This window comes from Sporosarcina psychrophila, assembly GCF_001590685.1.
GTDB classification, from domain to species: Bacteria; Bacillota; Bacilli; order Bacillales_A; family Planococcaceae; genus Sporosarcina; species Sporosarcina psychrophila.
Map to the genome: position 1 here is coordinate 442,734 of NZ_CP014616.1, position 18,932 is coordinate 461,665.

General features: G+C 42.7%; 18 protein-coding genes. 13 read left to right on the forward strand and 5 right to left on the reverse strand.

What is annotated here, in order from left to right:
* Positions 1 to 85: 85 nt before the first annotated feature.
* The 9 genes from AZE41_RS02135 (at position 86) to AZE41_RS02175 (ending at position 8,681) form a co-directional block, all read left to right on the forward strand.
* Positions 86 to 619, forward strand: coding sequence for an NfeD family membrane protein (locus AZE41_RS02135; RefSeq protein ID WP_067205081.1), 534 nt, complete (start codon positions 86 to 88; stop codon positions 617 to 619).
* A 17-nt stretch (positions 620 to 636) separates the two neighbouring features.
* Positions 637 to 2,199 (forward strand): flotillin lipid rafts scaffold protein FloT, encoded by a 1,563-nt coding sequence (locus tag AZE41_RS02140; protein ID WP_067205083.1) that lies wholly within the window; start codon positions 637 to 639, stop codon positions 2,197 to 2,199.
* 472 nt (positions 2,200 to 2,671) lie between these two features.
* Positions 2,672 to 3,370, forward strand: coding sequence for an ABC transporter ATP-binding protein (locus tag AZE41_RS02145; protein WP_067205086.1), 699 nt, complete (start codon positions 2,672 to 2,674; stop codon positions 3,368 to 3,370).
* Positions 3,360 to 4,646: an ABC transporter permease gene (locus AZE41_RS02150; protein ID WP_067205088.1), complete on the forward strand. Its 1,287-nt coding sequence runs from the start codon at positions 3,360 to 3,362 to the stop codon at positions 4,644 to 4,646. The genes AZE41_RS02145 and AZE41_RS02150 overlap by 11 nt, the downstream gene beginning before the upstream one ends.
* Before the next feature lie 117 nt (positions 4,647 to 4,763).
* A complete protein-coding gene (locus AZE41_RS02155; protein WP_067205090.1) occupies positions 4,764 to 5,696 on the forward strand; it encodes an HD-GYP domain-containing protein in 933 nt (310 codons plus the stop codon).
* 59 nt (positions 5,697 to 5,755) lie between these two features.
* Entirely contained in the window at positions 5,756 to 6,238 is a 483-nt protein-coding gene (locus tag AZE41_RS02160) for an NUDIX hydrolase (RefSeq protein WP_067205094.1), read from the forward strand.
* Between the two features lie 14 nt (positions 6,239 to 6,252).
* Entirely contained in the window at positions 6,253 to 7,635 is a 1,383-nt protein-coding gene (gene fumC / locus AZE41_RS02165) for a class II fumarate hydratase (protein WP_067205095.1), read from the forward strand.
* 15 nt (positions 7,636 to 7,650) lie between these two features.
* A complete protein-coding gene (locus AZE41_RS02170) occupies positions 7,651 to 8,049 on the forward strand; it encodes an HIT family protein (RefSeq protein WP_067205097.1) in 399 nt (132 codons plus the stop codon).
* A 131-nt stretch (positions 8,050 to 8,180) separates the two neighbouring features.
* A complete protein-coding gene (locus tag AZE41_RS02175) occupies positions 8,181 to 8,681 on the forward strand; it encodes a PCYCGC motif-containing (lipo)protein (RefSeq protein WP_067205100.1) in 501 nt (166 codons plus the stop codon).
* A 56-nt stretch (positions 8,682 to 8,737) separates the two neighbouring features.
* Here the strand turns inward: AZE41_RS02175 and rsiV are convergent, their stop codons facing one another.
* On the reverse strand, positions 8,738 to 9,610 hold the full coding sequence (rsiV, locus tag AZE41_RS02180; RefSeq protein ID WP_067205103.1) for an anti-sigma-V factor RsiV: 873 nt from the start codon (positions 9,608 to 9,610) through the stop codon (positions 8,738 to 8,740).
* The gene (locus AZE41_RS02185; protein WP_067213807.1) at positions 9,607 to 10,104 is read right to left on the reverse strand and encodes an RNA polymerase sigma factor SigV; all 498 of its coding nucleotides are present in this window, start codon (positions 10,102 to 10,104) and stop codon (positions 9,607 to 9,609) included. Before AZE41_RS02185 ends, rsiV begins: the two co-directional genes overlap by 4 nt.
* A 361-nt stretch (positions 10,105 to 10,465) precedes the next feature.
* Here AZE41_RS02185 and AZE41_RS02190 point away from each other — a divergent pair, with 361 nt between their 5' ends.
* On the forward strand, positions 10,466 to 11,125 hold the full coding sequence (locus tag AZE41_RS02190) for a Dph6-related ATP pyrophosphatase (RefSeq protein ID WP_067205105.1): 660 nt from the start codon (positions 10,466 to 10,468) through the stop codon (positions 11,123 to 11,125).
* A gap of 90 nt (positions 11,126 to 11,215) precedes the next feature.
* Here the strand turns inward: AZE41_RS02190 and AZE41_RS02195 are convergent, their stop codons facing one another.
* The 3 genes from AZE41_RS02195 to nfsA form a co-directional block, all read right to left on the reverse strand.
* Positions 11,216 to 11,542, reverse strand: a complete 327-nt coding sequence (locus AZE41_RS02195; protein ID WP_067205106.1) for a nucleoside triphosphate pyrophosphohydrolase — start codon at positions 11,540 to 11,542, stop codon at positions 11,216 to 11,218.
* A gap of 111 nt (positions 11,543 to 11,653) precedes the next feature.
* A complete protein-coding gene (locus AZE41_RS02200) occupies positions 11,654 to 12,820 on the reverse strand; it encodes a class I SAM-dependent methyltransferase (protein ID WP_067205109.1) in 1,167 nt (388 codons plus the stop codon).
* An 11-nt stretch (positions 12,821 to 12,831) separates the two neighbouring features.
* Positions 12,832 to 13,563, reverse strand: a complete 732-nt coding sequence (gene nfsA / locus AZE41_RS02205; protein WP_067205112.1) for an oxygen-insensitive NADPH nitroreductase — start codon at positions 13,561 to 13,563, stop codon at positions 12,832 to 12,834.
* A gap of 90 nt (positions 13,564 to 13,653) precedes the next feature.
* On the opposite strand from nfsA, the gene AZE41_RS02210 reads away from it, so the two are divergent.
* The 3 genes from AZE41_RS02210 to putP all read left to right on the forward strand — a co-directional run bounded on the left by AZE41_RS02210 (position 13,654) and on the right by putP (position 18,912).
* Entirely contained in the window at positions 13,654 to 15,213 is a 1,560-nt protein-coding gene (locus AZE41_RS02210) for an FMN-binding glutamate synthase family protein (RefSeq protein ID WP_067205114.1), read from the forward strand.
* 191 nt (positions 15,214 to 15,404) lie between these two features.
* A complete protein-coding gene (locus tag AZE41_RS02215) occupies positions 15,405 to 17,039 on the forward strand; it encodes an AMP-binding protein (RefSeq protein WP_067205116.1) in 1,635 nt (544 codons plus the stop codon).
* Between the two features lie 388 nt (positions 17,040 to 17,427).
* The gene (putP, locus tag AZE41_RS02220; RefSeq protein ID WP_067205118.1) at positions 17,428 to 18,912 is read left to right on the forward strand and encodes a sodium/proline symporter PutP; all 1,485 of its coding nucleotides are present in this window, start codon (positions 17,428 to 17,430) and stop codon (positions 18,910 to 18,912) included.
* Positions 18,913 to 18,932: the final 20 nt, after the last annotated feature.

The window sequence follows — 18,932 nt, forward strand, 5'->3', positions numbered from 1 at the left end:
TGAAAAATTTTCAGTAAATTGAAACTTTCGGGATGATGGGACGTATATATAGGTGAGACAAAAAAGGTGAAAGTGGGGTGTTGAAATGGAACTGTTTGGGATGCCAATTGTGCAAGTCTATATGGTTGGGCTAATTGTTGCAGGCCTTGCAACGTTACTTTATATCTTATTTAGTGACATGGCGGAAGGAATCGGCGATGCTAGTCCTTTCTTGGATCCGGCGGTGATACTTGCATTCATAACATTTGTAGCGGCTGGCGGTTATATATTAGAACTTGTTACAACATGGGGCAGCGGAATCATTTTGGTAATTGCACTTGTTACTGCTTTTGTACTCGATCTTCTATTGTACTTATTTGTCCTTCTTCCACTGAAATCGGCTGAAGTGTCCCTCGCGTATACGGATGAGTCGCTGATGGGTAGGGTTGGAAAAGTGATTGTACCTGTCCCTGTTGATGGATTCGGTGAAATTGTTATCGAATCGGTAAATGGCATGATTTCTAAGAGGGCGGTAGGGTACGAAAACACAGCAATTGAGTACGGAAAAGAAGTATTGATTATTGAAGTGAGAGATGGAACATTCATCGTTAAAGAGTATGAACCATTCCGCTTCAAATAAAAAAGGGGGAAAAACAGATGGAAATTTGGATTGCAATTGGAGTCGTCGCGTTTGTTTTACTGGCGCTGGTTCTCGTCTTCATCACAAAGTACCGCACAGTCGGGCCAGATGAAGCACTAATCGTGACAGGAAGTTATCTTGGCTCTAAAAATGTACATAAGGATGATTCGGGAAATCGTATTAAAATCATCCGCGGCGGCGGGACGTTCCTGTTGCCAGTGTTCCAACAAGCGGCACCGCTTAGCCTTTTGTCAAGTAAGCTTGAGGTTACAACGCCGGAAGTGTACACGGAGCAAGGCGTTCCTGTTATGGCAGATGGAACAGCAATTATTAAAATTGGTGGCTCAATCATAGAGATTGCAACAGCTGCTGAACAATTTTTAGGGAAATCAAAAGCTGACCGTGAAAATGAAGCAAAAGAAGTATTGGAAGGTCATTTGCGCTCGATTCTTGGTTCAATGACAGTAGAAGAAATTTACAAAAATCGCGATATGTTTTCTCAGGAAGTGCAACGTGTTGCTTCACAGGATCTTTCCAAAATGGGACTCATCATCGTTTCATTTACAATTAAAGATGTGCGCGATAAAAATGGCTATCTCGATTCACTCGGGAAACCACGTATCGCACAAGTGAAGCGTGATGCGGATATCGCAACAGTTGAAGCAGAAAAAGAAACGCGTATTAAAAATGCGGAAGCATCTAAAGAAGCACAAAAAGCGGAAATTGAACGTGCGACTGAAATTGCGGAAGCTGAAAAAGAGAATCAATTGAAGGTTGCGGATTACCGTCGTGATCAGGATGTTGCAAAAGCACGTGCCGACCAAGCTTACGAACTTCAAACGGCCGTCTCGAAACAGGAAGTTATGGAACAGGAAATGCAAATTCAAATCATTGAACGTCAAAAACAGATTGAACTTGAAGAGAAAGAGATTCTGCGTCGTGAGAAGCAATATGATTCTGAAGTTAAGAAAAAAGCTGACGCGGATCGCTATGCAATCGAACAAAATGCAGAAGCTCAAAAATCGAAACAAATTACGGAAGCTGATGCTGAAAAGTACCGCATTGAAGCACGTGCGTTTGCGGATGCAGAAAAAGTTCGTCTCGACGGGCAGGCGAAAGCCGATTCGATGCGCGCGCAAGGGGAATCTGAAGCTGACATTATTCGTCTAAAAGGTCTTGCAGAAGCAGAAGCGAAACGTAAAATTGCGGAAGCATTCGAACAGTACGGCCAAGCTGCCATGCTTGATATGATTGTTAAAATGATTCCTGAATATGCGAAACAAATTGCAAGCCCGCTTGCGAATATTGATAAAATTACTGTTGTTGACACGGGTAGTGGTGAAGGCGGCGGAGCCAATAAAGTAACGTCGTATGCGACTAACTTAATGGCAACATTGCAAGAATCCTTGAAAGCATCATCGGGCATCGACGTTAAGGAAATGCTTGAAAACTACACGGGCAAAGGCAATATCCGCCCAAGTATTGACCAGCTGACAAATGAGATAAAAGCAACAAATACGAAGCAACCCACTCAACAAGTGATTGCAAGAAAAGAAGTTGCAGCTGACGAAGCTGAATAATATCTAACTAGAGGAGAGTCCCGACGCAGTAGTGCGTCGGGGCTTTTTTTATGTTGTTGGCCCCCTCAGCGAGCGTAAAATAAGGAAACAATCATAACCCTCGCACGACCGATCATAAAAGCCTCCACCCGATCATAACCCTCGCACGACCAATCATAAAAGCCTGCAACCGATTATAATCCTAGCACGACCGATCATAAAAGCCTCCACCCGATCATAACCTTGCACGACCAATCATAAAACTCCCTAACCGATCATAACCCTCGCACGACCAATCATAAAAACCGCCACCCGATCATAACCCTCGCACGACCGATCATAAAAGCCTCCGATCGATCATAACCCCTGCCAGACCAATCATATATCCAGCATCCACCTCCAACATCTTAAGAAATTCTTCATATCTATCCTTACAAACCCTTAAGATTCTCCCTATATAATGAAGGAAATAAAGAAAGTTGGAGGGGAACAGATGATTAGTGTGCAAAATTTAAATCATTCATTCAAAATCGGCAAGAAAGGTAAAGAAAAGCGAGTTCCGGTGTTGAAGGGGTTAACGTTTGATGTTGCGGAGGGTGAAATTGTATCGATTGTTGGCAAAAGTGGTTCGGGTAAATCAACGCTTCTTCATATTATGGCAGGATTCCTAACGCCTGAAAGTGGAGAAATCAGTGTGCAAGGCATTCAGACCTCTGCATTCAACGAGGTGGAAAGTGCGAAGTTTCGATTAGATCATTTCGGTTTCGTCTTTCAAAACTTTCAACTCATGCCTGGATTGACAGCATTTGAAAATGTTGAACTGCCACTGACATTAAAGGGCATCAACAAAAGTGGGCGACAGAAGAAAGTAAAAGACCTGATGCAGAGCGTTGGACTCACGGATGTGCAAGACCATTATCCAAATGAATTATCGGGAGGTCAGCAACAGCGAGTCAGTATTGCGCGTGCGCTTATAACGGATCCGCCAATCATTTTCGCCGATGAGCCGACAGGTAGTCTCGACTCGGAAACAGAACAGGACGTTCTTTTGCTTATCCAGTCGCTCAATAAAACACGGGGCATCACATTCGTCATCATTACACACGACGATGAAGTGGCACAAACAGCGAATCGCGTATACAGAATGCATGACGGCGTATTAACGGAAGGCGGTGCACAGCATGCAATTTAAGGACCAGATTAGTTTCGTAGGGCAACATATCAAGAAAAATAAAATGCGTGTTTTTATGACCGTGCTTGCGGCCACGATGGGAACAGCCTTTTTAATTGTGCTCGCGTCCGTTGGATTCGGCCTACACGAAACGATTCGGGGAGAGGTCTTATCGAACCGACTTGTGACACAAATTGAAGTGTTCTCAAGTGAGATGGATGAAGAGAAAGTTGTAGAGCTGAAGAAACGGGATCATGTAAAAGCAGTTGTATTCCGCCAAAACTTAGGGGCAGAACAGCAGTCTTCAATTGGTGATTTCACTGGGAATAGTCAACTCGTTGTGACGGATTTTACAGAAGAAAAGAAAGCGAATTTCGAGCTTCAGGAAGGACGTTTACCTGAAAAAGTGAACGAAGTCGTCGTGGGAAGCAATTTCGCAGAGTCCTTGATGAATCAACAAGATGAAAATGAAGATGGTGAATTTACTACATATGACGGAAAATTGATTGGAGAACAGTTCAACTATCAAATCGGTGACGATGAAGGTGAAATGATTGAGGATAAAATGATGCTCACGATAGTGGGAATCGGAAAGAAACCTGCGAAAGATTGGGAGCAGGATCAAAAAATATACGCTGACGCATCTATTATTCCAGATTTAGAAAAAATCTATTATGCACATGTAGACAAGCCAGTGGATGATAATACAGACGCACAGCAATTATTTTATGGCAATGTAAACGTCTATGCGGATAAATTAGAAAATGTGAAAGCAATCTCTACTGCATTAAAAGACGATGGATATAGTGTGTATTCCATATCCGAAGAACTTGATCAATTAGATGTCTTTTTCCTAGCGTTGAAAGCTGGACTTGTATTCGTTGGGACAATTGCGATCTTAATTGCATCTATCGGAATATTTAACACGATGACAATGGCTGTGACAGAGCGGACGCGTGAAATCGGAGTTATGAAAGCAATCGGGGCAGATCCGAAATTAATCCAACGACTATTCCTGATGGAAAGTGCGTGGATTGGTATAGTTGGGACGGTTCTTGCAGTTGTTATTTCCTATGGGGTGAGCATTGTGTCGAATTATGTGCTGCCAATAATTGTTACGGCGGCGCTCGGTGAAGAAGATTTTGGAGATATGACTGTTACGTTCTCCGTTATTCCATGGCAACTTGTGGTTATCGCTTCTACGATCAGCATAGGCGTCGCAATGATTTCAGGGTGGCGACCAGCGCGTAAAGCGACGAAAATTGATGTCATCAATGCGTTGAGGCAGGAACTCTAATCGACATATTTTTGCATCAATCGAGTAAAGGTGTATGAAACGTTGGCGTGCCTTGTTATAATGGTAATATTCAGACATGCTTTGATGATCATATGCCTTAACCCTAGGAGTACGCTTATGTACACTATTTTAAACCAGTCGTATAGCAATCAAACTAGCGAAGGATATCCGGTACTTCATCTCGGTTATGCGGATGTCGTATTGCTCGGAAGATGGAACGGATTGTCAAATGCGCTTTATTCATTGCACAAGAATGGCTCATTTTGGGTCCAATACGATGCCGAAGACGCCTTCATAGAGTCCTACAAGCTTCTTAACGGGGTCGTAGAAATGGAATACGAAGGAAAGCGCCGTCTATTGGAAATCGGTGAGACAATTGAAGCATCGAATTATGAACATATTATTTCGTTTTATGGGAAAACGGAAGCAGATATTTTAATTAAAATGGAAGCTGAAAGTTTTGAGTACAGATTTTTCGAAACACAAATCCTCCAAGAAGAGGCGGATGCGATTGCATCGGTCGTTGGCTATACTTATATGCACTGCAACCGAATTAAGGATTATTCAATCGAAGTGTGGAAACAGTTGGAACTCCCAACAGAAAGCCTTAGCACTTTGAGATGGGGCGCCTATTTTCATGATGTCGGCAAGCGCGTTGTCCCGCTAGAAATTCTTAATAAGCCTGGGAAACTGACAGCTGAAGAGTGGGAAATTATGAAGACTCATACGACAGAAGGTGCAAAGATTATGCGTGAGCATGCTGTCGAATGGCTAGCAGATACTGCATTCATTGTCGAACAACATCATGAAAGACACGACGGAAAAGGCTATCCGTATGGTCTCAAAGGTGATGAAATTGCGCTAGAATCCGCCATCGTATCGGTCGTTGATGCATTTGATGCAATGACAACCGATCGAGTGTATAAGAAGGCCCTTTCTATACAAGAAGCTGTGAAAGAACTAGAGGGCGGAAGAGGGACACAATTTAACCCTAAAGTAGTCGATGCATTTATAGAGATATTAAAGAAAAACCAATTCAATTGGAAATGAAGAATGGAAAAAGACTCGGGAAACTGGGTCTTTTCTATATAAAAAAAGGGGGGAATGCTATGGATTACATTCAAACGATGAGGAAAATGATTGGTAAGGAATCACTACTAACGGTGGGTTGCGGCGTCATCATTACAAATGAAGATAAAATCTTGCTTCAACACCGCACAGATGAGGACAATTGGTGTATTCCTGGTGGTGTGATGGAGCTTGGGGAAACGTTTGAAGAAACGGCGAAAAGGGAGACATATGAAGAAACGGGACTGCATGTGGAGGGGCTTAAGCTATTTGGTCTTTATTCCGGAGAGGCCTGTTTTGTGACGTATCCGAATGGTGATCAAGTATATAGCGTGCAAGTTATTTTTCAAACAGAAAACTATTTGGGTGAACTAAAACAGGGCGGTACAGAAAGCAAAGCACATCGTTTTTTCGGAAAAGATGAATTGCCGACGAACCTAAACCCTAGGCAAAAAGCATTTATCCGAGACTGGGCGGATGAAAAAAAGGTGCCAATCAGCGATAATGGAAATACTTACAATTGAAAGAGGGATGAATGATGGATTATCGTATTGAACACGACACATTTGGTGAAATTAAAGTACCTGCGGACAAGCTATGGGGAGCGCAAACGCAACGCAGTAAACAAAATTTTAAAATTGGCGGAGAAAAAATGCCAATTGGTGTTATTCGTGCATTTGCCCATTTGAAAAAATCTGCAGCAATCGCGAGCCATGCACACGGTGCTATCTCAGAAGCAAAAATGAAGGCTATCTCTGCAGCGGCGGATGAAGTAGTCTCTGGCAAACTGGATGATCATTTCCCACTTGTCGTTTGGCAAACAGGAAGCGGTACGCAGTCAAACATGAATATGAACGAAGTGCTTGCACACCGTGGAAATCAACTTCTTGAAGAGTGGGGCGAGGAAGAACGCCTTCATCCGAACGATGATGTCAATAAATCACAAAGTTCAAACGACACATTCCCTACAGCGTTGCATGTTGCAGGCGTCGTGGCAGTACAACAACAACTCGTACCGGCAATTGGTGTATTGAAAGAAACACTTAACAAGAAGTCCGAAGAGTTCATGGATATCATTAAAATCGGCCGTACGCATTTACAAGACGCGACACCTTTAACGCTTGGCCAGGAAATTAGCGGTTGGCACCGGATGCTCGAGAAAACAGAAAAAATGATTACGGACAGCGTCGAGTCGATGAAAGAACTTGCAATCGGTGGAACAGCTGTTGGTACAGGACTTAACGCACCTGCAGGATTTGGGGACCGTGTTGCTACTGAAATCAGCACAGCAGTAGGAATCGAATTTACGTCTGCGGTAAATAAATTCCATTCACTTACGAGCTATGATGAAATTGTTTACGTTCATGGCGCTATCAAAGCACTTGCAGCAGACCTAATGAAAATTGCGAATGATGTGCGCTGGTTGGCTAGTGGACCACGTTCAGGTATTGGTGAAATTACAATTCCTGAGAACGAACCAGGCAGTTCCATCATGCCTGGAAAAGTGAACCCGACTCAAAGTGAAGCATTGACGATGGTTGTCGCACAAGTGATGGGGAATGACGCAACAATCGGTTTCGCAGCGAGCCAGGGGAACTTCGAACTGAACGTCTTCAAACCGGTTATCATATTCAACTTCCTTCAATCCGTGACGTTGTTGAGCGATGCGATGATCAGTTTCAACGATAACTGTGCAGTTGGAATTGAACCAAATCGTGAAGAAATTGATCGTAAAGTTCAAAACTCACTTATGCTTGTGACGGCACTTAATCCTTATATCGGTTACGAAAATGCAGCGAAAATCGCGAAAACAGCACATGCGGAAGGAACAACGCTAAAAGAGGCGGCACTTAAATCGGGCTTGCTGACAGAAGAACAATTTGACGAGTATGTCGTTCCTTCAAAAATGATTGGGAAATAAGGAGTCGACTTCAGTATGTACGAAAAAGAGTGTCCATATTGCAATTTGCTAGCGGATCCTGAGCAACAAATTATCTTTGAAAATGCGACATGCGCTTATATTCAAAAGCCTTCCGAGCAAACTGTGTTGGAAGGGAGCGGGCTCATCGTTCCGAAACGGCATGCAGTCGATGTATTTTCATTAACCGCGCAGGAATGGATTGATACACAGGAACTGCTAATGAAAGTGAAAGCTTATTTGGAAGAGCGGTACGGGCACGATGGTTATTCGGTTGGTTGGAATACGGGAAAAACAGGCGGGCAATCGATTTCGCACGCGCATTTACATGTGATTCCGAGATTTGCGGATGAGCCGTATGCCGGGAAGGGTATCAGGCATTGGATTAAGCAAGAGGCTAATCACCGTCGTGTTTGATCCCTCATTAACGGGCAGTAAGACCCCTCTGATTGAAGATTAACTTTATTGTCCATCAAACTGTAACTTATAAACGTGTTGTTTTGGGTTATGATGAAAGGACAACTACGCGAATAAGGGGTGGGCAGTATATGAAAAAGAAATGGATATTTATCTTGCTTGCAGCAGTTCTTGTCCTTTCAGCATGCGGAGAAAAAGCGCAGCCAAGTGAGAAAGAACATGACATGGCACATGGGGAACAGCAGCATGTACCAAACGGTGACTTGCAAGAAGTAACAGCTTCTGCTGATATTTTACCGTCGTTCCTAGATGACAAGTCGGAGGATATGCGTCTTGTCTATCAAATGGCGGGAACTGCAACGGATATTATTGAGTGGATGCCTTGCTATTGTGGGTGTGGTGAAAGCGCAGGTCATGACAGTAACTTGAATTGTTTCATCGACGAAGTTCGTGAAGACGGTTCTGTTGTCTGGGATGACCATGGCACACGTTGCCAAGTTTGTCTGGATATCGCCGTGCAATCTGTAATGATGAAGCAAGAAGGTAAATCGTTAAAAGAAATCCGTGAATTCATCGATGAAAATTATAAAGAAGGCTACGCAGAACCAACAAAAACGCCGATGCCAGCATAATTGAATTATAAAAAGCAGACACGCGAAAGTGTCTGCTTTTTTATATAGGAAAGGGATTAGTTAATGTATGTGTCACTGACCAGTAAATCACTCAAAATTTCTGACGGAATTTCAAACGTCACGACACCCATATAACCAGGTGCAATTTCATATTTATCGAATGAAATGACAAGCTTATTATCAGCTGTAATATAGAATGACTGATCGGCTTGGATTGTTTTGAAGTCATCGAAAAATTCGCTATTCAAAAAGTAAGAGACCTCTTCATCTGCTGCCATTTGTCGCTCCATTTCACTTACTAAATATGAGCTAATAGCATCGACGTATTTGTCATCTTTAAAAAGACTTGGCAATGTGATTAACACGTTGTTCTGCTTATCAATTGTGTCGTACTTCATTGTTGTTGAAGAGGATCCGACCGTATTCACCTCATAGCGAGCAATCGATAGAAGCTGGTCAGTATCTGTTTTCACTTCGTAGCCAGTGTCGATGCCAAGATGACCGCCACCTGCCTTTTCCAATTCCGCGGCCTCTTGTTGGAACTGTTCGAAAAGTAATTTGTTTTCCTCAAGGTATTTCTCATTCAGAGAAGCTTGCAGTCCTTCATCAGTCAATCCTTCAATTGCTGGTGTGGCGACATTTGCTTGGTACGTTTTTTCATCGACAGTCAATTGTTGTGCGGTAAATACATCCACAATCGCCCCAAGAAGCGGAACATTTGCCATTGCCTGTGCGAAGGATGGACTGACATTTATACTACCGATGAATAGAGCAGCAGCAGCGGCGGCTCCAATCGTCCATTGTTTTAGAAATGGACGTCTTTTCTGTGACGCTTTTGCTCGACGAATCGAAGCTTTTACGACGTCTTCCAACTCAGACGGAATCTCTGTTTCGTCATAGTTCTTTTTCAACTTTTTCAATTCTTTCATAACCTGAATTCCTCCCCAACTTCAATGCGTAACTTTTTTAATGCTGCATATAATCTTGTTTTAATCGTATTCACATTTTCATCCATCACTACAGCGATTTCATCAATTTTCAAATCCTCGAAAAATCTAAGAATAATAAGAGATCTGTATTTAGGAGGCAACTGGTCAATGGCATCATGTAAGTCCATGTCGATAATGTCATCCTCTAACTGTGGCAAATGAATGCCGAGAATGTCATCATCCATCACTGTAATACGCTGATGTTTTCGGATGAAATCAATGGATGTATTAACGATGATCCGGTAGAACCAAGTTTTCAAATAGGAAATCTCTTCAAGTCGATCAATTGAATTGAGGGCTTTTAAAATGGCATCTTGTACAATATCAAGTGCATTTTCTTTATTTCTAACATAGCTGTATGCAAGGCGATAATGGGCTTCACGATTCTCTACTATAAATTTTTCTACAAGCTCAAACTTCTCATTTTTTGTCATGACAAAAGATTCACCTTCTCCAATTTCCAACATGTCGCGAACACGTTATAGTTATTTGACGGGGTACATGTCTGAAAAGTTTTATGTTTTCATTCGCTGAAAAAAATCAATTAAAAGAATCCTTTACGAAACATTGGAAAATTCATGGTAAAATAAATATAACGTAAGGGTGTAGGCCGTGGCGATAATGTAGATTTTAGTATTGTGTTTCTAGGAGGATTTATAGTTCTTTAAAGTTTTATTTCTTTTTTGCAAGGGAGTTTTCGGATCTTGAAAAGCACTGCGAAAAAATTGCTGATCTTGAGAGAGAAGTACTGATGCTTAAAAACAAAAAAATCTGCTATACGGAGGAGAAATCAAGATGGAGGATATATTATTTGTTGCATCATGGAGCGGCGGAAAAGATTCTGCGATGGCTTATTACCGCGCAATGAAAGCGGGTGGCATTCCGAAACGGTTATGGACAATGTTTGAAGAGGATGAAGAACGGTCAAAATCACATGCGCTGCCTTTTGAAGTCGTAGCAGCCCAAGCTGAAAGGATCGGCGTCCCTTTAATGATACGGGGAGCAAGCTGGAAAGGGTATGAAGAGCAATTTTTAGACGCGATGAAAGAATGTGTTGAGTCAGGCATCAGCCACGGGGTTTTCGGGGATATCGATCTTGAAGACCATTTGGAGTGGGTTCAAGAAACATGTGCGAAAGTCAATATGAAAGCAGTTCATCCATTATGGATGGAGCCGCGTCGCAAGATATTGGATGAGTTTATAGAGGGCGGATTCGAGGCATACATCGTTGTCGTCAATACAACAATGATGCCTGCCCACTTCATAGGCCGTAAATTTACTATCGAACTGATGGATGAACTCGATGCGCTCGGCATTGATTCATGCGGGGAATCTGGAGAATTTCACACTGTGGTTGTAGACGGACCGATTTTTAGTGAACGGGTCCCGGTCGTTTTTTCAGGGCAGCATAAACGGGATGACTATGTGTTTTTGGATGTATCATTGGGGAAATAAGTGTGGATGGGAAGTTTCGTAAGGGAAGAAGTCCGCGAACTTAATGTCGCGGACAGCATTGCATTATTAAGTAGGGTGAACCATCGGGTATCAGTCTTCTTCAACATCCATAAGGAAAATCTGCTCTTCGAATCCGCCGCGTTTCTCAGCCTTTTCTACTCTTACCTTTTCTAAATCTTCAAATGATACCCCGTAATATGAAACGGCTGCATGGATGAGCTCCAACAAATCCGCAAGTTCTTCGATGGCGTCATCTGTCGTCTCGGTGGATTCGTATTCCTCCAGTTCTTCGTGCATTTTTTTGTTGATTTCGTTAATGTATTCGTCTTCATTCAAAAGGCGTGTATTGCAAATCAGACCGGACTTTTCGATGATTTCGGGAATACGGTCGCGTACTAATTTATTATATATCGGCATGTTGTTGTCTCCTTTTAATCACTAAATCTAATTATTCTAAATGATAACATGTGATTCTTTAAATTGAAAAAGCCATCCACATTCGCATGAGGCAAATGTGGATGGCTTTAATCATATATTCAATAAATCGCCCAGTTCTTTCTCTAAAAAAGGATCTGCATTCAACAGCTTCCTAAATTCAGTGTACCGTTTCACTTCATCAGCAGAAGCTTCTCGTCCGGTCTGATAAGCTCGAATCAAAATGTTTTTGGGTGTGTGCTCCATGTCGATGAATTCGAGTAACTGAGCCTCGTAACCCACGAGTGATAACAGCTCGGCACGAATGGAATCAGTAGCAAGTGCTGAGAACCGTTCTTTGATGAGTCCGTGTTGAAGCATAACGTCGAGCGCGGGGGAATTAACCTGCGAGAATAGTTCGTGCTGGCAACATGGAACGCTCAAAATGACTTTCGCTCCCCATTTCACCGCACGGGCAAGCGCCATATCTGTTGCAACATCGCATGCATGTAAGGTGACGACCATGTCAACTGACGTTTCGTCATTATAATCATTGATATCTCCTACTAGAAATTCAAGATTATCGTAACCAAGATCCTTCGCAATGGTGTTACATTCCTCAATCACTTCTTTTTTCAAATCAAGCCCAGTTACCTTGATATCCAGTCCTTTTTCGATACGTAAATAATGATAGAGCGCAAATGTTAAATATGATTTACCGGAACCGAAATCAAGAATACGTACAGTTCGATCTTTCGGTAAGTGCGCAAGAGAATCGTCGATGAATTCGACGAACCGGTTAATTTGCCTAAACTTGTCGTGCTTTTGTTTTTTCACTTTGCCGTCGGGCGTTTGGACGCCAAGTCGTACTAGAAATGGATAGGGAGTATTTTCATCCAATAAATAATTTTTCTTGCGGTTGTGTGAAAGGTCAACTACTTTTTCAGATGCTCCTTTTTCAGACTTCCACATTACTTTAAACTTTTTCGTCAGCTGAACCTGGACTTTTTCATCCGAAAACTCAGCGTGTAGTTGTCTGAAACGCTCGAGTAGTTGTTGTAAATGTGCTCGCAATGAATCAGGGGTAACATTTTCATGGTTCAGCACTCTTTCGTACTGGTATTCAAATTGAATATGCAGCTGTCCTTTTATTTCCACAGGTTTCACTTTCACCCGTTTTAATTCATCTGTTTTTGTGCGGGATTGGCTGATTGTCCCGCCAATGAAAGACCCGTCTGTTATCCGTCGTGTTAATTCGTCCACTAATTCCTCAAATTGCATTGTCATCACTCCTAGTTAAACTCAAATCCCTGTTTCTTCAAAAAATCTTTCATATGCGTTCGACGAGGGACTTCTAAAAAGTCTGCCATGGAATCGGACCAGGCGGCGTCTTTACGGTTTGAGCCACGGCTTAAATAATAGTCGTTCATTGTTTCATCATACTTAGGGATAAGTTCGTCGTATTTATCGGTATTGTAGCTGTTTTCGTGAATAATTGCTTCTACCGGTAAGCGCGGTTTCACTTCATTCGCTTCGTCAGGAACGCCAATTGTCATGGCAAATAGTGGAGCAACACCGTTGGGAAGCGATAGCAATTCGCTTATTTCCTCAGGTGCATTACGAACCCCTCCGATATAACAGATGCCATAACCTTTTGATTCGGCCGCGATCGCTACATTTTGGGCGAATAAAGCAACGTCGATGGAGCCGACAAGGACACTTTCAGCAGAGGAGAAATCGATGTCTTTTCCGACTAAGTTAGCTGCCTTTTTCAATCGACAATAGTCCGCGCAGAAGACCAAAACGGCGCCAGCTGATAAAATCTGTTGCGGGTTCTTCGCGAGTTCCGCTAGTTTCTTACGTTTTTCAGCATCCGTTACATAAATGACAGAGTATGCTTGGACAAAGTGCGAACTTGCGGCATGCTGCCCAGCCCGAATGAGTTCAAGTACTTCTTCTTTTGATAGTGTAATGTCTTTATATTTTCGCACAGATGCGTGGGCAGATAATAAGTCGATAACCATGGAATCCCTCCAAAAAATGTTTTATTAATTAAGATTAACAGACTGTGATAGTGGTAAACTACCTTTAAAGCTTAACAAAGGGGTGTTGTTATGAATTGGGCGGAAAGTATTTCAATTACCACGGCGTTGTTAATTTTATTTCTAGTCATCTTACCAATTACAATTGCCATATATCTATACTTTTATGACAAAAGCCAAAAGCAACATGCGATTCTTCGGAATTTCCCGATTTTAGGGCGGATGCGTTATGTGATGGAGAAGACGGGTCCTGAGCTTCGTCAATATCTGTTTGACGACGATAATGATGGCGAACCATTCAATCGTGAAGAATACCTACACATGGTTATGCCAGGGAAATATTTGAATAGTGTCATCGGCTTTGGCTCGAAACGTGATTTTGAAGAATCGGGTTATTATATCCGCAACGCAATGTTTACGAAGCAAAATGAGGAAATGCGCGTTGATAATTCAAACCTTATAGATACGATGCGTTATGTCGTTGATGAAGATAATCTCTTCTCACGTAAAGAACACCGCGAAGATATTCCGACATTGCCTTGGTTGTTGCCAGAAGAGGATGCAATCGTCATTGGTCCGAACTGTGAGCATCCATTTCATGTCCGCAGCATGCTTGGTCAATCCGCGATGAGTTATGGGGCACTCGGGGAAAATGCAATCACTGCATTGTCAAAAGGGATTGGCATGGCGCAAGGGGCTTGGATGAATACCGGCGAAGGAGGTCTGTCCCAGCATCACTTGGCGGGCGGTGCAGATATCATTGCACAAATTGGCTCGGGTTTGTTCGGATTTAGAACGGAGGATGGCGAATTCAGTTTTGAGCGGGTTCGTGAAAAAGCGGATATTCCGCAAGTCAAAGCGTTTGAAATTAAATTAGCGCAAGGTGCGAAAATGCGCGGTGGGCACGTTGAAGGGGCGAAGGTAACGGAAGAAATTGCGGCAATTCGTAATGTTGTCCCGTTTGTCTCTATTAATAGTCCAAACCGCTTTCACCAGTTTGATGATTACCCAACACTTTTTGAATTCATTGATCAAATTCGTCAGCATTCGGGTAAACCGGTTGGTATTAAGGTTGTCCTCGGTGGGAAACAGGATGCAGAGGAACTTGCGTCATTCATGTATGAAACAGGTATGGGTCCCGACTTTATCTCATTAGATGGTGGGGAGGGCGGCTCGGGCGCTACATACCAGGATCTTGCTGATAGCGTTGGATTACCGTTGCGGTCAGCAATTATTCTTCTGGACGATGCACTTCGAAAATTTGAAGTACGTGACCGCGTGAAAATTATTGCATCGGGTAAGATTACGTCACCGGACCGAGCAGCAATAGTTCTAGCAATGGGAGCAGATCTTGTTCAGGTTGCGCGTGGTTTTATGATCTCGGTCGGTTGCATTATGGCGCACCGTTGTCATACGAATGATTGTCCAGCGGGCGTTGCGACGACAGATAAGAAATTACAGCAAGGCCTCGTCGTCGAAGAGAAAAAGTACCGTGTCACGAATTATATTTTGACGATGCGAGAAGGACTTTTCCGTGTCGCTGCAGCGGCAGGTCTGGATTCGCCAACGAAACTCGAACGACATCATGTCGTTTACAAAGACGAACGGGGACGCGTCTTCCCTGTGGAATGAATTGAAGTATGCCGTTCTGCCTTGAGAGGTGGAACGGTATTTTTTATGGTGTTCGCAACGTTTCGCCAAAAGAAAACAACACTCCATCGGAACCTCACAACAAATACACTACAACCTGAAATTAATTTTCAATAATCTGAACTTCGTGATAACATATTGCTATATGATTGTTTCAGAAAAGGGGAATGGACATGACATTGCTACGTAAAACAGTGGGGCAAATTGTAAGGGAACAAGCGGAGCTTTATCCGGACCAGGAAGCTTATGTCTATCCGGAACATGGAATTCGAAGAACATATAAAGAATTTGATAAAGAAACGGACAAACTTGCAAAAGCATTTATTGCTATGGGCATCGAAAAAGGGGAAAACATTGCCATATGGTCAGACAATAAAAGGGAATGGCTGCTTAGCCAATATGCAACAGGGAAGATGGGGGCAGTCCTGGTCACCGTAAATACGAATTACCAAGCTACAGAACTGGAATATTTGCTGAAGCAATCTGATGCAACTACGCTCATTCTGGATGAAAGCTTTAAAGGAACGAGTTACATAGATATTATCCGTACGGTTTGTCCTGAACTGGTGACGAGTGAGAGGGGCTCTATATCAAGTGTCAAACTGCCTCATTTCAAACGAATCATCCTGATGACGGAACGAGAAGAACAAGGTATGTACAAATGGTCGGAATTCATGGCGCAAGCTGATAAAGTAACGGATGAGCAGTTTGAGGGACAATTTCAATCGCTTGATCCCGATGATGTCATTAATATTCAATATACTTCTGGCACAACAGGCTTTCCTAAAGGGGTCATGCTGACACATTATAACGTCGTGAATAACGGTAAACAAATTGGGGATTACATGAAACTGACAGAGCAGGACCGCGTTTGTATTCCTGTTCCATTTTTCCATTGTTTTGGTTGTGTACTAGGAACGCTCGCGGCGGTTACGCACGGTTCAGCGATGATTTTACTCGAACAGTTCGATCCATTGCGTGTACTTCAAGCGGTACAAGACGAGAAGTGTACAGCACTTCATGGGGTGCCGACGATGTTCATCGCAGAGTTGAATCACCCTGACTTTAAGAACTACGATACATCTACGCTTCGTACCGGTATTATGGCTGGATCTGTCTGTCCGATTGAAGTTATGAAACGTGTTATTGAAGATATGGGAGCAAGTGAAATTACGATTTGTTACGGCCAGACAGAGGCGTCCCCTGTCATTACACAGACGAAGACAGATGATCCAATCGGAAAACGCGTATCGACAGTAGGCAAGCCGCATCCGAACGTTGAAGTCAAAATTATTGATCCTGTAACGGGTGAAGAGCTGCCGGTTGGCGTGCCAGGGGAACTTTGCACGCGTGGTTATAACATTATGAAAGGGTATTACAACAATGCGGAAGCAACACGTGAAGCGATTGATGCAGAAGGTTGGCTTCATACGGGCGATATTGCAGTGATGGATGCAGATGGCTACATCGATATTACGGGGCGCATCAAAGATATGGTCATCCGTGGTGGCGAAAATATTTACCCGAAAGAGGTTGAGGAATTTCTGTATACGCATCCTGATATCGCAGACGTACAGGTCGTCGGTGTGCCAGATGCGAAATACGGTGAGGAACTAATGGCGTGGGTTATTCTGAAAGAAGGCCTGAATCTTGATGAAGAGTCCGTACGCGCATTTTGTAAGGGGCGTATTTCACATCATAAGATACCAAAGTACATTGAGTTTATAAAAGAATATCCAATGACTGCTTCGGGGAAAATACAAAAGTTCAAACTGCGAGAAATGTCCGTAGAAAAGTCATACCAATAAAAAACGAAACCATTGAAAAAGTTCTTTTTATAGTTAGAACTAATTGATTGTAGTGAAGAGCGGCGACTCCAGTGGGAACAGCGCGAACTGAAGACCTCGCTCGGACCGGAAATCAACGGGATTGAAGGAAATCGTACTTTTTCAGTGCCCTCATAAAAAACAGGTGTATACCTCTAGACATAGGGGTATCCGCCTGTTTTTGTGTGTTATAAAAAGGTTGCTTGTCGAATATGCATTATTTCCTGGGAAATGTAAGGTGAATGAAATAACTTCGTCGTATTCTGTCTATTCAATATACATTATTTACTATCGGTTATTTTAAAAAACAGATTTTTATTTATTAAAAAGGTGATATGATAGAGGCAATCTAATAAAAGGAGGATTCATCATGTCAAATGAAGGGTATCAATTAATTGCAATTATTATATACATGGCGGCGATGATTTTCATTGGATGGTATGCATTCAAACGCACATCCAATCTCACGGATTATATGTTAGGTGGGCGTTCGCTTGGGCCGGCTGTAACCGCTCTCAGTGCTGGTGCTGCTGACATGTCGGGCTGGTTGCTTATGGGGTTGCCGGGTGCAATCTATCTCAACGGTTTAGTTGAAGCATGGATTGCGGTCGGTTTGACAGTTGGAGCATATTTGAACTGGGTCTTTGTTGCACCTCGTTTACGTGTGTATACACAAGTTTCAAGTGACTCCATTACAATTCCAAGTTACTTGGAAAGTCGTCTGAAAGATAAATCCCGTCTCTTACGTATTGCTTCAGGGATTATTATTCTAATATTCTTCACGTTTTATGTGTCTTCGGGAATGGTTGCAGGCGGGAAGTTCTTCCTTAGCTCATTCGGGTTGGACTATCACGTAGGCCTATTGATTGTTTCGGGTGTCGTTATTTTCTATACACTATTCGGAGGATTTTTGGCGGTTAGTTACACGGACGTTGTCCAAGGTATCGTTATGTTCTTTGCGCTCCTACTTGTGCCGATTGTCGGTATCTTCATCACAGGAGGATTTACAGAAACTGCGACAAGTATCCGTGCTGTGGATCCACAATTGCTGAATTTCGTATCTGGTGCAACGTTCCTAGGTATTTTGTCTGCAGTCGCGTGGGGACTAGGTTATTTCGGTCAACCGCATATCATCGTCCGCTTTATGGCGCTTAACTCGCACAAAGAAGCGAAAAAAGCACGTCGTATCGGAATTAGTTGGATGTTCTTGAGTTTATTCGGTGCAGTTGCAACTGCACTTATCGGAATTGCTTATTATCAGCAGAACACGAATGCAACACTGGTGGATAATGAAACGGTATTTATTGTTCTAGGGCAGATTATCTTCCATCCATTCATTGCGGGAATCATGCTTGCGGCTGTTCTTGCAGCTGTTATGAGTACAATTTTTTCGCAACTGATTGTATCCTCTTCTGCGCTAGTTGAAGATTTATACAAAACGTTTATGAAAAAAGACGCAACGGATAAGCATTATGTGTTTTTAGGTAGAATGGCCGTCCTTGCAGTTTCAGTAATTGCTATGGTACTTGCTTGGCCTAACAATGAATCCATTTTGAAAATCGTATCGTTTGCATGGGCTGGATTTGGAGCTGCATTTGGTCCAATCATCTTGCTATCTCTTTACTGGCGCAAACTTACAACGAAAGGTGCACTGTGGGGAATGATAGTTGGAGCAATAACAGTTATGATTTGGGGGAACGTCGATGCTTTATCGGGCACCCTTTATGAAATCGTACCTGGTTTCCTCCTCTGCCTGATTGTTACAGTTGTCGTTAGTAATATCACATATAAACCAAATGCCGAGATTGATAAAGAATTCTCAGCAGCACTTGAAATCCTTAACGAAGATAAGTAATTTGGAAGCCTGCGGTATCT